Genomic DNA, 13484 nt, shown 5'->3' with positions numbered 1-13484 from the left:
TCAGGATTTTCTATTGCAGGCTGGTATCGCCATAGCCACAAGCGCCGAGACATTTCAACGGCTGAAAGCCTCTGCCAGAAAATTGGACATGCTGCCCTCTCACTTCTGCCTTTAGCGATATCAAGTAGCGCTTCAGCTATCAGACTGCCAAAACCTGCTTTAAGGCATGGAGCAGCGTTTCTACTTTTTCCGGCTGGCTGTTATGCCCCATAAGGCCAATCCGCCAAACCTTACCAGCTAGTTCTCCTAGGCCACCCCCAATTTCCAGGTTGTATTCCGTCAGCAGTTGACGAATCACAGCTTTTGCCTCCACACCATCGGGGACACGCACCGTCGTTAGCGTGGGCAAACGATAGGCCGCATCTACATGACAGGTCAAACCCAGGTCAGCTAGACCTGTCCACAGCTTTTGAGCCGTTTGCTGGTGCCGCTGCCAGCGGGCTTCTAGTCCTTCTTCTGCCAGCAGTCGCAGGGCTTCTCTCAGGGCAAAGGTGAGGTTGACTGGGGCTGTATGGTGATAGGTGCGATCGCGCCCCCAATACTTAGCCAGTAACGTAGCATCGAGATACCAGTTGGGCACTTTAGCCGCTCGCTGCTGTAGCTTCTCCACTGCCCGCGAACTCAGGGTAAAAGGCGAAATACCCGGTGGGCAGCTTAGCCCTTTTTGGCTACAGCTATAGGCTAAATCAACCCCCCATTCGTCTAGAAAAATAGGCACCCCGCCCAGGCTGGTCACCGTATCGACCAACAGCAAGCAGTCAAATTCACGACAGAGTTCACCCACGCCTTCTAAAGGTTGGCAAACCCCTGTCGAGGTTTCAGCATGAACCAGGGCTAAAATTTGGGGACGATGGGTTTCTAAGCCCTGCCTTAGCTCACTAAGGCTGAAAACTTCTCCCCAGGGCTTATGCAAGGTAGAAACATCCGCCTGATAGCGACTTGCCATATCAACCAGGCGATGGCCGAAATACCCCTTCACACCCACCAGCACTTTATCGCCGGGTTCAACCGTATTGGCTAGCGTTGCTTCCATCGCGGCTGATCCGGTGCCCGCAATTGGAAAAGTCATGGGGTTACGGGTTTGCCAAGCATAGCGCAGCAGCGTTTGCACTTCATCCATCATTTGCAGGTAGGCCGGATCAAGGTGGCCAATGGGCTGATGATTCATCGCCGCTACCACCGTCGGATCTGCGTTGGAAGGGCCTGGGCCTAGCAGCAACCGATCAGGCACCTGCAAGGGCGCGATCGCGCTGCGATCAGTATTGTTAACAGCAGGCATTGAAACAGAAAGCGTTGAAGACATAACCAAATAAATATCAGCTGAGTGACTGTCTAATCTCTTTATTGTCGGCTGTTGCGGGTAAGCTCACCATTAAAGTTAAGTTGCGCTGTTTCTCTGTACCCTCGCCATGGTAGCTGCTAAGCCCGAAAAATCAACGGCTATAGCGTTATCGCTAAAGGCTGAAGGCTGAGAGCGGCGGACAGAAGGAAAGCTTCTCTGGCCGCGACTTGCCGCCATTGAAGTATTTCAACGCTTGTGGTTATAGCGGTAAATAGTTGCGGCTGAACAGCAAGCTGATATGATCACTGGACATTACGGGGTCTGTTTGGCGATCAGGGTGCTGGGGAATAAGGGGTATGGTTTGGCTGGCAGAGGTTAAAGCCGCGATCGCAAATGTTGCTGGCGAGTATGTTTGCCAGCAGGATCTCAACCTGTACAAAACCCCTGCGGCTGATAGCCTAGTGACTCAAGCGGCTGGCGGTCGTCATTTGCGCTTGCTGAGAGTAGTCGAAACGGCGATCGCCGTACGGTTGGCAGAAGATGACTATCCGGGCTGGCTTCCCCTTTCAGACTGGCCATACCTGCAGCCAACCCAGCAACCCTATCAAGCCCCTGTTTTATCAGCCGCCACCATTCAAACCCGCCTGCCTCAAGTTATCGCCTTTGCCGAAGCTGCTCTCAACCAGCCAAACCAGTATTTGTGGGGCGGCACCCTTGGGCCTGACTATGACTGTTCGGGTTTGGTGCAAACAGCCTTTGCCACCGCTGGCATTCGTCTGCCCCGCGATGCTTATCAGCAAGCCGCCTTTGCCCAACCCCTTGACCCGGCACAGCGGCAACCCGGAGACTTAATTTTCTTTAGTACGGCTGAGCGCATTACCCATGTAGCGCTTTATCTCGGGGGCGATCGCTACTTGCATAGCTCTGGTAAAGATCAAGGGCGAAACGGGATAGGGCTAGACTCCCTCAGCGACGCCAGCGATCCGATCAGCCGCACCTACGCCGCCCAGTTGCACAGTTTTGGTCGCATCGTTCGTAGCTACCAGCCCACGGGGCAAGATTTTTCAGCCCCCTCACCTGCTGCTAACCCGCCGCTTTTCCCCTAATCCATAACCCCTATGCTTGTCTTCAAGTCTCTTCTGGCTCGATTTAAGCCCTACGTGCGTTGGGTCGTACTGGGGGGGACGCTGCTGTTTATTGGCAAAACGCTGCTAGAACATTGGTCAGAGGTGATCGCTATTCGGCTGAGCGGGGCTGATTGGGCTTGTTTGGCGACTGCGCTAGGGCTAACGTTAGCTGCCCACATCTGGTCAGGTTGGGTTTGGAGTTGGATTGTTCAAACCTGCGGTTGCCGGGTTGGGGGCATTTGGGCCACGCAAACCTATCTCAAAACCAACATTGCCAAATATTTGCCCGGTAATGTCTGGCACTTTTATGGCCGGGTGAGAGCGGTGCAGTCAGTGGGGGCGTCTTTAGGAACAGCCGTCATTAGTGTTTTGCTAGAGCCGCTGTTGATGGCTGCTGCTGCCTTAATGTGGGCGCTGTTTGGCAGTCGTCAAATTCTTTTGCAGCTTGGCCTGTTGGGGTTAGTGCTGGTGGGAATTCATCCTCGGCTGCTCAATCCGCTGCTGCGCTGGCTAGGACGCGCTCAGACAGAAGCCCCCGAACCGTTACAGGCTCAATTGAGTCACTATCCTTGGCAAGCTCTTTTAGGAGAACTCGGTTTTGTGGCCCTGCGGGGGTTAGGATTTGTCGGCGTGGTTTTGGCGCTGCAGCCGCTGACGTGGAGCCAGCTCTTAGAGCTAATGAGTGGCTTTAGCTGGGCTTGGCTCTTGGGGCTGATGATACCGGGGGCACCTGGCGGTGTGGGCGTTTTTGAAGCTACGGCGATCGCGCTGCTTTCAGATACGCTTTCTGCCGCTGTGATTTTGAGCAGCGTCGTGCTCTATCGGGTGGTCAGCATTTTGGCTGAAGTCATGGGTGCCGGATTAACCTGGTTAGACGAACTAGGTAGTGCCAAGCCACCCCACCCCACTAGCTGATACGCTAGCTAAATGAATAGATTTACCCGGTCGTAGCCAAACAACAGCCACCCACCCTTGGCAACCGCAATTGAGCCTAAGCTTTCAGAAAAAACGCGAGACAATAGGGTTGCGGCTAAGGAATGATAAAGCTGAGGCTAGCCAAAGCAAACGGGCATCTTAAGAGAAACGCCTCGTCTAAAGTTTTGTTTCTCTAGATTCAGCAGATTCAGCCACCTTTTATCCATTTCTATGGATTCTCTCTATCAGCCAGAGCCTGATCGCCATAGCCTCATCACGGTGCCCTGCTTGATCGCTGCAGAGGCTACCCTTGCTGAGGCGATCGCCCTGATGACTTCAGCAGAAGCACCGTCGCCTGACTCGCCTCGGTGTTTGCTGGTGACGGCAGGCGATCGCCTGATAGGACTTTTTGCCGAAGCCAACCTGTTGAGTTGCCTGAAAGCTGGCGTCTCTTTATCCACTACAACCGTGCAGCAGTGGATGACCCCTAATCCAACGGTTTTGTCTGTCAGTCAGGCTGAGCAGATTACCCAAATTGGTCAATTATTACAGCAGAGCCACTACCTGCCCGTGGTCGATGCGGCCTACCGTCCGTTGGGTTTAGTTACCGCAACCAGTTTGCTACAGGCGTTAGATGCAGCCACATTAGCTGCTAGCTGGCAGCAACCTTCACCCGCTCTAGAAGGCGAACAGGCCGATACAGTAACGTCTGCCTTGGCTCAACCATCTGCGATCGCTGCAACGCCCCCCCCTATTTGCTCAACCCTTCCCCCGGCTGGCGATGCAGCAAGGCTGCGCCAGTACGCCCATATCGTTTTTGAAGCGCCCGATCGCATTTGTTTAATCGATCGCCACGGCTGTTATCAAATTGCTAATCGAGCTTACCTCGAATGGAAAAACCAAACAGAAAGCATCATTGGCACATCGGCTAGAGAAACAGTTGGCTATGAGATTTACGATCGCCTGATTAAACCTCGGCTGGAGCGCTGCTTAGCGGGGGAAAGCATCTATTACGAAGAATGGGTAACTATTGGGCTACATCCAGAATTTGTTCGGATCACCTATACGCCTTATGTCGAACCCGATGGTGAAATTTCAGCCGCTTTGATCACCATTCGCGATATTTCACAGCTCAAACGCGCCGAACGCGCCGAAGATCAACTGCGGCAGCGAGAAGCTTTTTTGCGCAATATTTTTGATTCGGCGGCAGAGGTTATTTGGGTGGCCGAGCGCTTAGAAGATGATGAGTACTGGATTGTCAGCGCTAACCAATCAGTGCAGTCTATTTTGGGCATTTCCACGCTGGATTGGATTGGCCGACGGCTAGAAGAATTGTGGACGCCTGAAACCGCCGCCACAATGCGATCGCGCTATCAAACCTGCCTGCAGCAAGGACAACCGATCACCTGGGAAGGCCCCATTGCCACAGCCACAGGCTCTAAATGGATGCTCACCACCCTATCGCGCCTCGATGACTGCCAGGGCAAACCCCGGGTCTTAGGCATTAGCTTAGATATTAGCGATCGCAAACAAGCCGAAGCCTCGCTGCAAATGGCTGAAGCCATGCATCGCACTATTTTGGCAGCCCTGCCCGATTTAATGATTCGGATGCAGGCAGACGGTACCTATCTCGACATCAAGCCCGCTTCCGAATCGCCGATGATCCCCATAGCTCCCGGCGACAATATTTGGGAAGTCCTGCCGATCGATCTAGCCCGTCAGCGGATGGAGCTAGTAGACATTGCCCTAGCTACTCAAGAAATTCAGGTTTATGAGTATGAGTTGGCCATTCAGCAATTAGTCCGCTGGCAAGAAGCGCGTATTGTGCCGCTGAGAGCCGATGAAGTGTTGGTGATCATTCGCGATGTCACCGATCGCTACTTAGCCGAGGCAGCAAGACAGCAGGCTCTAAGGGATTTACAGCAGCTCAACCAAGATCTAGAAAATCGTGTAGCCCAGCGTACGGCTGAGCTACGCGAAAGTGAGCAGCGGTTTCGCGCCATTTTTGAGCAGGCTGCCGTCGGCATCGCCCAGTCAGATATGTCAGGGCGCTTTATCCGCGCCAATCAACGCTTTTGCCAGCTCACAGGCTACAGCGAACAAGAACTGTTGCACAAAACCTACCAGGAACTGACCCCGCCTGAGCAGCACGCCCTCGACACCCACTACGTGCAGCAGATGGTCACAGGCGAAATTGATTCTGTCACAATCGAAAAGCAATACATCCGCAAGAACGGGGCGCTGCAGTGGGTGAGTCTTACGGTTTCACTCCTGCACGATGCCACAGGGCAGCCAATGTGCGATATGGCTGTGATTCAAGACATCAGCGCTCGCAAAGCCGCAGAAGCTGCCCTGCGAGAAAGTGAAGAAAGGTTTCGCGCCATCTTTGAACAGGCGGCTGTCGGCATTAGTCAAACCGATCTGGCGGGTCGCTATCTGCAAGTGAATCAAACCTTTTGTCAGCTATTAGGCTACAGCGAGTCAGAACTGCTAGGCCAGTTTTGGCAAGCTGTCACCCATCCTGACGATCTCACCAAAGATGGGCCGATGATGCGTCAGGTATTTGACGGCCAGATCAAGTCTTTTTCAACCGAGAAACGCTATTTGCGCAAAGATGGCGAGGTGCTATGGACGCAAAAGACGCTTTCGGTCGTCCGCGATGAAAATAATGCAGTCGCTTATGTCATTGCTGTGATTGAAGATATTAGCGATCGCAAGCGGGCAGAACAAGCCTTACAAGCTAGCCAGCAACAGCTAGCCTCTATTGCTGACAATATTCCGGGTAATATTTTTCGAGAAGTTTTTCATCCCGATGGCAGCATTACCTTCTCTTTTATGAGCCAGGGTGAGCAAGAGCTTTCTGGACTCAGCCCTGAAGCTATCAAGTACGACCGCCGCCAACTGCTAGCAACTGTTCACCCTGCCGATCGCGACAACTTTGAGCGTCAGCTTTTGGCCTCAGCCAAAGCACTGGAACCTTTTGATTACGAATATCGAGTCATCCATACCTCCGGAGAAACGCGTTGGGCTAGAGAAAGTATTTGTTTCTTTCAGCTTGAAAATGGCGACATCGTTGGTGACGGCATTACGCTGGATATCACTCGCCGTAAGCAGGCAGAAGCGAAGGTGCATCAAGCTTTGTCGCGTGAAAAAGAACTCAATCAGCTCAAGTCTCGCTTTATCTCAATGACGTCTCACGAGTTTCGGACGCCGCTGGCGGTGATTGCCTCCTCAGCGGGTATTTTACAAGAATTTGCCGATAAGCTTTCTGAAGAACGCAAGCAGCAGCATTTGGAGACGATTCAAACCTATATCAAGCACACTACGCGGCTGCTAGACGATATTTTGCTGATTAACCGAGCCGAAGCCGGAAAGCTCTCCTTTCGACCCCATACGCTTTTGTTGATTGAGTTTTGCCGAGCGCTGCTAGCCGAATTGCAGATTAGCATTGCTGAACACGAGATTGTTTTTGTGGTTTATCACCACCAGGCGATCGCCCCCGCCCGCTTTGAAATCGAAGTCAGCGCTGATCGAGAACTGCTGCGACACATCCTTTGCAACTTAATCTCTAACGCCGCTAAATATTCTGAAGCCAACACCCCCATTGAGGTCAAGCTCACAGTCGAAAGCGATCGAATTGCCATCCAAATTCGCGATCAGGGCATGGGCATTCCCCCGGAAGATCAGCCGCAACTGTTTGAAGCCTTTCACCGGGCTAGAAATGTGGGCAATATTGCCGGAACCGGATTAGGATTGTCCATTGTCAAACAGTGCTTAGATTTGCACAACGGTCAAATTTCTTTTGAAAGTTATTTGGGCCAGGGAACGACCTTTACCGTCGTGTTGCCGCTAGCAGGCACTATCCTAGCGATCGACTAATTGCTAACGAGTCTGCGCTAAATATTTCAGGCTCAGCTAGGCAATAAATCATCTGACCACAGCCCTTTCTCTTCCAACCACTGCCGATTAAAAAGGCGCGACTGATAACGGGCACCGCCATCACACAGAACGGTCACAATGGTATGCCCCGGCCCCATTGCTTTGGCTAAAGCAACAGCCGCGCCCACATTGATGCCGACAGAGCCGCCCATAAATAGACCGTCTTTGTAGAGCAACTGGTAAATAACGCGTAGCGCTTCGTGGTCGTCAACTTGAATGGCATCGTCAATGGGGGCACCTGCCATATTGGCCGTAATCCGGCTATTGCCAATCCCTTCCGTGACAGAGTTCCCTTCAGGGTTGATTTCTCCGGTTTTGACGTAGCTATACAGGCCACTACCCAGCGGATCGGCCACCACGCAGCGAATCTGCGGATTTTTTTCTTTCAAAGCCATCGCCGTTCCGGCGTAGGTGCCACCTGTGCCCGTTGCTGCCACCCAGACATCTACTTGACCGTCAGTTTGCGACCAAATTTCTGGCCCGGTGGCTTCGTAGTGAGCCTGACGATTCGCTAAATTATCAAACTGATTGGCCCAGATGGCGTTTTCCATTTCTGCTGCCAACCGTCCAGAGACTTTGACGTAATTATTGGGATCGCGATAGGGCACTGCTGGAATGGGCCGAACTTCTGCACCTAAGGTGCGCAGCAAGTCCATTTTTTCCTGGGATTGGGTATCTGGAATCACAATTAAACACTGATAGCCTTTGGCATTACAGATATGGGTGAGTCCGATTCCTGTGTTGCCTGCTGTGCCTTCAACAACGGTTCCACCCGGTTTTAGCAAGCCTTTTTGCTCGGCGTCTTCAATGATGTAAAGGGCAGCGCGATCTTTGACAGACCCCCCAGGATTCAAAAATTCAGCTTTGCCTAAAATTTCGCAGCCTGTCTCTTCGCTAAAGCTGTTGAGGCGAATCAGGGGAGTATTGCCCACTGATCCTACGAAACCATCTTTAATATCCATTCCTGAGTTTTGTGTGGGGTCACTCCCTATTCTCTAGGAAAATCTCTCAGGGATCTACTGAACCATTGACTTTTGGTTTTGCGATCGCCTCAGCATTCCCCTTAGCTGAGGTGAACTAGGCTTAGGCTGAACCATCGCGACGACCTAGCTCATAAACCCCGCTGCCAATGCAGGCAATCATGCCCACACTAATTGCCCAACTGCGCCCCAAACTTAGCTCAATGGCAACCTCAGCCAAAATACCCACTAAAATAAACGGCACAATGCTAAACAATGAAGCGTAAAAAGCATTTTGTGACTCTCGGCCTTGGCGGGTACGCTCAAATTCTTTTTGCGAGGTATAAAGCGATCGCTCAGCAAAGTTAAACCAGCGATTGAGCTGCTCTGTCACCCAATCGGCCACTGGCGAAAACGCTAGGTATAGAGCCAATGCCCAAAGAGCTATGCCAGCGATCGTAGCCGGGTTAATTTGCTGAAAATCGAAAGGAAATAGTTCGGTAAGCATTCAAGAATTTTAACAAGAGAATCTTATATTGAAAGAAGTTGCCGTGATGACGATGGCAGAATCTGTAGTCAACCTACCTGCGCCTACGGCCTTAGCGAATTTATTTACCTGTTAAGTTGAGCATGCCTGATTTTTATAGCCCCCCCTTGGCTGAGCTGCAATCTGAGCTAACCCACGCTGAAGCCTCGCAGAACCTAATCCGCCCCGTTGGCGCTTATGCTCTCCATGGAATCACAGTCTGCGACCAGCAGCTACTGGCTATTGATGCTTTGCGGGGTTACCTGCTGCGCATCGATCCCACAACCAGTAATGCCACGATTATCAATGGCCGCAGCACTGAACCTTTTCTAGATGCGACGGGCATTGCCCTGTGGGAAGACACGCTATGGGTCGCCCGCGGTCACGAATTGCTCAGTTGTTCACGGCATCAGCTCGAACCCCAGCTATTTACGACTCTGCCCTATCCCATCAATGGTGTGGCGGTCTGGGGCACTACGCTGTATGTCACCTGTCAAAAAGCAGGCTACATTTTTGTCCTCAATCGAGAAACTGGCCGCCAAATCACTAAATTTCCGGCTCCAGGCATTGGCGTTGAAAATATTACCGTTTGGGAAGAGTACCTGTGGCTGTGCGACCAGACAGAACAGACCGTTTATTGCCTGGATCGAGCTACGGGAGACGTGCTGATGAGTGTACTGACCCCCTTTGCCTCTCCCACGGGCATTGCGGTTTTACCCAATGCCAAACCAGATTCCGGCAAGCTTTGGGTTGCTTACACATTTGAAGAGCCTTACATTCGCGATGACCCCAACTCAGAAAATCCCCATCAGCTAACCTTTCGCGATCGCACCTTTATTCATGCTTTGCAGTTTTGCTTTAAGCCTGCCAATAACTGCACCCTCTCCAACCGCTACCTTTTAGAAATGTGCTACGTCGAAGAGATTGCCCCCCTCGACGAACTCCAACTCAATCAGTTGGAGTGGCGCATGGCGCTGCCAGCCACAACCGATCGTCAGGCCGTTAGGCACGTAGAACCCATTGGCCTGCCCTTCACCCTAGAACATGAAAACGGCCAGTCAATTGCCGTTTTTAAGTTTGATCAGCTACATCCCCACGAAAGTCATATCTTTGGCTGGAAAGCTTTAATCGAAGTGGGTGGAATTAAGTACCAGCTAACGCCGCGTCAGTTAGAAAAAAGCCCGCCCCTTTCAACTGAGTTTCGCCAACGCTATCTGATTGATGATGACGAGCTAGCGATGGATACCCCGCTGATTCAGGCGGCGGCGAGAGAAGCTGTGGGCACAGAAACCAACTTGCTGCGTCAGGTGCTGCGAATTCGTAATTATGTTTACGATCGCTTGTCTTACGGCATTCGCCCCCGCATTGATACGCCTGATGTGGTGCTAGAGCGGGGAATCGGCTCTTGTGGAGAGTATGTTGGGCTGTTACTGGCGCTTTGCCGCTTAAATGGTATTGCTTGCCGCACGGTCGGGCGCTATAAATGCCCGCCCCACGCCGATCGCTTAGGCATATTGCTAGAACCCGATTTTAATCATGTTTGGATTGAGTTCTATGCCCCTGGCTTTGGCTGGTTACCGATGGAATCAAACGTAGACGATATTATTGAAGGCGGCCCTTACCCAACGCGCTTCTTTATGGGTCTACCCTGGTACCACATTGAAATGAGCAAAGAAATTTCATTTGAGCGATTGCAAGCCGCCGGAGCACCTGAGGTGCGGTTGGGGGATTTAGCCATCAATCACGTTCGCTTTAGAATTTTGCAAGAGCTGCCCCTAATGCCAACCGAGTCCCCTACACAATGAATCAACCCACGGCTGCTGACGACTTAAAACCCGAATTTTGGGAGCAGCGTTATCAAGCAGGAACCCCTCGCTGGGATTTAGGCCAAGCTTCTCCCGCCTTAGTCGATTGGCTAGACCATTCACTGCCGCCAACGGGCAAAGCCATTGTTTTAGGCTGTGGTCGCGGACACGATGCCTTGTACTTGGCCAAAGCGGGGTTTGAGGTTTGGGGGGTCGATTATGCGCCATCGGCGATCGCAGCGGCCACTGCCAAGGCTCAGCAACAACAGATCGCCGTTCACTTTGTGCAGCGCAACATTTTTGATCTGGTGCCAGCGTTTTCCCATCAGTTTGATTATGTGATTGAGCATACCTGCTTCTGCGCCATTGACCCTGGCCTGCGATCGCACTACGTTGAGTTGGTCTACCAGTTGCTTAAGCCTCAAGGTCAGTTGATTGGCGTTTTCTTTACCCACAGCCGTCCGGGTGGCCCCCCCTACGGTGCCACAGTGGCTGACATCCGAGCCTGCTTCGGCCAGCGATTTACCCTTAGCTTGATTGAACCAGTAGCCCATTCAGTTCCTGCTCGGCAGGGCGAAGAGCATTTTGGCATTTTTGTTCGCGATTAGTCGGCACGGCTTCTAAACTTTGGCGATCGTGATACTTTAGTCTGCAGCGGGCTTACGCCCTATCTACTCTTACTTTCTTGAGGCACCAAGATGAAGCGGCGCAAATTTGTATCGTGGATTAGCGTGGGCGCTCTGGCCAGTTCTTTACCCGTGGTTTTAGCCGCTTGTAACCGCCAAGCCGACTCAGAGACGACGTCCCCAGCCGCCAGTTCAGAGGAAGCCGCTGATACTGCGCCACCCTCTCAAGAGTTCGAATCAGTAGGAACATTGGAGCAACTAGATCAAGCAGGCCAGCTTTTGAACGAGCAAGCAGCCGTAGGGCCAGTGCTGATAGTGAGAAATCCTGATGCAGCGACCGAACTGGCGGCAGTTAATCCCATTTGTACCCATGCTGGCTGTACCGTCGAGTGGCAGTCAGATCAGGCGCTTTTTGTCTGCCCCTGCCACAACTCGCAATTCCAAGCCGATGGCACTGTCGTCGGTGGCCCCGCCACCCAGCCGCTAGCCCTTTATGAAGTGAAGCAAGAAGCGGATGACATTTTGGTCAGGAAAGCTTAAATTAGGTGAGGTCAAAGGGGTTTGAGCCAGCTTGCATCAGCTTTTTTGGCTTGAGCGTTAATTTTTCTATCAGCTTTCCGTAATGCCTCAAATTGGGCTAAGCTAGCAAGCTATAGCTGTAGCCATCCAGGTTGAGACACTTCAATGGCTGAAAGCTGCTGACAGAAAAGCTTTGCTTCTGCCCGCTGCTTTCTGCCTTTAGCGATAAAGATTGCTCGTTGCACCGTTAAAACGATAGCCAATTTCTACTTCAGCTCTTGGTTACCTTATGAAGCGCTTTTCCTCACACCGTCGCACCATCCGCCCCCATCGTCGCTTTAGCCTGCAAATAAAAATGGGCGACACTCTGCGATCGCACGTTTCTCGGTATGCAGGTGCCCTGCTGGTTTCTGGCTTGCTTCTTTGGGGCGTTACTGAGAACAGTCCTCGCCCCCAAAAGGTAGATGCGGTTGAGCCAGGTCGCGAATCAGCCCAGCAGTATGCCTGGGCGTTAGCCTCTTTTCCCGTCGAAAATTTTCAGGCCTATACTTCTCCTTTCGGCTACCGCAACTCGCCCTACGGCGGGGCTAGCCAGTTCCATTACGGTTTAGACATGGCCGCGCCTTCTGGTAGCTACATTCGCAACTGGTGGTCTGGGCGAGTGGTAGAAGTTTCTGATGACAGCGCCTGTGGTACCTCTGTAATTGTAGAGTCGGGCGACTGGACACATGTTTATTGCCACATGCAGGGCTATGTAACCACCGAAAATGGTCAGCGCACCCTCCTTGATCGCGATGGTGGTATCCGCATTGTTGAAGGTCAGCAAGTTAGCTCAGGCGCTCGGATTGGCCGTGTTGGTATGACCGGGCGAACAACCGGGCCGCACTTACATTGGGGTCTGAAATATAGCGGTAGCTGGGTTGATCCGGCAATTGTGCTACGGGCTATGTATAGCCAACAGGCTGCTCGCTAGCTGAGCATTGGGCTGCTGATCAATTCATCGCTTCATTTTTCTGATTCGCTACCGCTGTCCCTCTGAGAGATACCCGCTTTTTGAGGTGGCTTTAGCTTGCCAACATCTGTCTCTGGAGTGAGGACGGTATCGGGATTAATGGTTAACTTTTGTGAAGTGCTTTTTAAGCATTGATGCTATTGAGAAGGCATTTTCTGAATGAATTTACTTCACCCTTTTTCCCGGCGACTGTTGATTGGTCTGTTTAGTTTAGGGGCTGCTGCTACGCTGAGCGCCTGCAACCAGCCCTCGGAAACAACCACCGTCGATCCGGCGGCTGACGAACCTGTCGCGACAGAACTCGAACCGACGACTGCTGATCCGACGGCTACAGGCAACAGTCTTGTGGATGTCGCTGCCAGCGATGAGTCGTTTAGTACGCTGGTAACGGCGATTGAGGCAGCAGGACTGTCTGATACCCTGGCCACTGGTGGCCCGTATACGGTTTTTGCGCCTACGAACGAAGCTTTTGAGGCGCTTCCAGAAGGCACGTTAACAGCGCTATTACAGCCAGAGAATCAGGAGCAGTTGGCTCAGCTTTTGACTTATCATGTTTTGCCCCAGGAAGTCACCTCGGCTGAGGTCACCTCTGGTGAAGTGCCTACTGTTGCAGGCCCACCTGTCAGCATTATGGTAGACGAAGCCGCAGGAAGTGTGATGGTGAACAACGCCACCGTAGTGCAGCCAGATGTTGAAGCAGAAAACGGGGTGATCCATGCGGTCGACCAGGTAATTTTACCGCCCGATCTGACGCTCTAAGCTGGTTGAGCTTTA

The 13484-nt window shown here is 52.2% G+C and carries 11 protein-coding genes; 8 read left to right on the top strand and 3 right to left on the bottom strand.

Features of this window, described 5'->3' with window-relative positions; genetic code table 11:
• Positions 1 to 139: 139 nt before the first annotated feature.
• A complete protein-coding gene (locus ACTS3T_RS20160; protein WP_377961050.1) occupies positions 140 to 1303 on the bottom strand; it encodes a pyridoxal-phosphate-dependent aminotransferase family protein in 1164 nt (387 codons plus the stop codon).
• A gap of 335 nt (positions 1304 to 1638) precedes the next feature.
• Between ACTS3T_RS20160 and ACTS3T_RS20155 the strand changes: the two genes are divergently transcribed.
• From ACTS3T_RS20155 to ACTS3T_RS20145, 3 genes are all read left to right on the top strand, one after another.
• Positions 1639 to 2388, top strand: coding sequence for a C40 family peptidase (locus tag ACTS3T_RS20155; RefSeq protein ID WP_377961053.1), 750 nt, complete (start codon positions 1639 to 1641; stop codon positions 2386 to 2388).
• Positions 2389 to 2400: 12 nt separating this feature from the next.
• Positions 2401 to 3324: a UPF0104 family protein gene (locus ACTS3T_RS20150; protein ID WP_377961055.1), complete on the top strand. Its 924-nt coding sequence runs from the start codon at positions 2401 to 2403 to the stop codon at positions 3322 to 3324.
• Positions 3325 to 3555: 231 nt separating this feature from the next.
• Complete coding sequence (locus ACTS3T_RS20145; RefSeq protein WP_377961057.1) at positions 3556 to 7203, top strand: PAS domain S-box protein; 3648 nt, start codon at positions 3556 to 3558, stop codon at positions 7201 to 7203.
• Positions 7204 to 7235: 32 nt separating this feature from the next.
• Here ACTS3T_RS20145 and ACTS3T_RS20140 read toward each other — a convergent pair whose 3' ends face one another.
• Both ACTS3T_RS20140 and ACTS3T_RS20135 read right to left on the bottom strand, forming a co-directional pair.
• Positions 7236 to 8225 (bottom strand): cysteine synthase A, encoded by a 990-nt coding sequence (locus ACTS3T_RS20140; RefSeq protein WP_377961060.1) that lies wholly within the window; start codon positions 8223 to 8225, stop codon positions 7236 to 7238.
• Between the two features lie 121 nt (positions 8226 to 8346).
• On the bottom strand, positions 8347 to 8730 hold the full coding sequence (locus ACTS3T_RS20135) for a hypothetical protein (protein ID WP_377961062.1): 384 nt from the start codon (positions 8728 to 8730) through the stop codon (positions 8347 to 8349).
• Positions 8731 to 8852: 122 nt separating this feature from the next.
• On the opposite strand from ACTS3T_RS20135, the gene ACTS3T_RS20130 reads away from it, so the two are divergent.
• The 5 genes from ACTS3T_RS20130 (at position 8853) to ACTS3T_RS20110 (ending at position 13469) form a co-directional block, all read left to right on the top strand.
• Positions 8853 to 10553, top strand: a complete 1701-nt coding sequence (locus tag ACTS3T_RS20130) for a transglutaminase domain-containing protein (protein ID WP_377961065.1) — start codon at positions 8853 to 8855, stop codon at positions 10551 to 10553.
• Positions 10550 to 11161, top strand: coding sequence for a methyltransferase domain-containing protein (locus ACTS3T_RS20125; protein WP_377961067.1), 612 nt, complete (start codon positions 10550 to 10552; stop codon positions 11159 to 11161). The genes ACTS3T_RS20130 and ACTS3T_RS20125 overlap by 4 nt, the downstream gene beginning before the upstream one ends.
• A gap of 90 nt (positions 11162 to 11251) precedes the next feature.
• On the top strand, positions 11252 to 11719 hold the full coding sequence (locus ACTS3T_RS20120; RefSeq protein ID WP_377961069.1) for a QcrA and Rieske domain-containing protein: 468 nt from the start codon (positions 11252 to 11254) through the stop codon (positions 11717 to 11719).
• Positions 11720 to 11987: 268 nt separating this feature from the next.
• The gene (locus ACTS3T_RS20115) at positions 11988 to 12671 is read left to right on the top strand and encodes a M23 family metallopeptidase (RefSeq protein ID WP_449224625.1); all 684 of its coding nucleotides are present in this window, start codon (positions 11988 to 11990) and stop codon (positions 12669 to 12671) included.
• Between the two features lie 198 nt (positions 12672 to 12869).
• Entirely contained in the window at positions 12870 to 13469 is a 600-nt protein-coding gene (locus ACTS3T_RS20110) for a fasciclin domain-containing protein (RefSeq protein WP_377961072.1), read from the top strand.
• Positions 13470 to 13484: the final 15 nt, after the last annotated feature.

Origin of the sequence: Almyronema sp. (genome assembly GCF_052168255.1) — a bacterium.
GTDB classification, from domain to species: Bacteria; Cyanobacteriota; Cyanobacteriia; order Phormidesmidales; family Phormidesmidaceae; genus Sphaerothrix; species Sphaerothrix epifaneia.
This window is presented reverse-complemented; position numbering and strand designations above follow the sequence as displayed.

What these genes read in the sequence shown, in the direction of transcription:
- ACTS3T_RS20160 (WP_377961050.1), bottom strand. Translation starts at nt 1,303, where the DNA reads ATGTCTTCAACGCTTTCTGTTTCAATGCCTGCTGTTAACAATACTGAT.
- ACTS3T_RS20155 (WP_377961053.1), top strand. Translation starts at nt 1,639, where the DNA reads ATGGTTTGGCTGGCAGAGGTTAAAGCCGCGATCGCAAATGTTGCTGGC.
- ACTS3T_RS20150 (WP_377961055.1), top strand. Translation starts at nt 2,401, where the DNA reads ATGCTTGTCTTCAAGTCTCTTCTGGCTCGATTTAAGCCCTACGTGCGT.
- ACTS3T_RS20145 (WP_377961057.1), top strand. Translation starts at nt 3,556, where the DNA reads ATGGATTCTCTCTATCAGCCAGAGCCTGATCGCCATAGCCTCATCACG.
- ACTS3T_RS20140 (WP_377961060.1), bottom strand. Translation starts at nt 8,225, where the DNA reads ATGGATATTAAAGATGGTTTCGTAGGATCAGTGGGCAATACTCCCCTG.
- ACTS3T_RS20135 (WP_377961062.1), bottom strand. Translation starts at nt 8,730, where the DNA reads ATGCTTACCGAACTATTTCCTTTCGATTTTCAGCAAATTAACCCGGCT.
- ACTS3T_RS20130 (WP_377961065.1), top strand. Translation starts at nt 8,853, where the DNA reads ATGCCTGATTTTTATAGCCCCCCCTTGGCTGAGCTGCAATCTGAGCTA.
- ACTS3T_RS20125 (WP_377961067.1), top strand. Translation starts at nt 10,550, where the DNA reads ATGAATCAACCCACGGCTGCTGACGACTTAAAACCCGAATTTTGGGAG.
- ACTS3T_RS20120 (WP_377961069.1), top strand. Translation starts at nt 11,252, where the DNA reads ATGAAGCGGCGCAAATTTGTATCGTGGATTAGCGTGGGCGCTCTGGCC.
- ACTS3T_RS20115 (WP_449224625.1), top strand. Translation starts at nt 11,988, where the DNA reads ATGAAGCGCTTTTCCTCACACCGTCGCACCATCCGCCCCCATCGTCGC.
- ACTS3T_RS20110 (WP_377961072.1), top strand. Translation starts at nt 12,870, where the DNA reads ATGAATTTACTTCACCCTTTTTCCCGGCGACTGTTGATTGGTCTGTTT.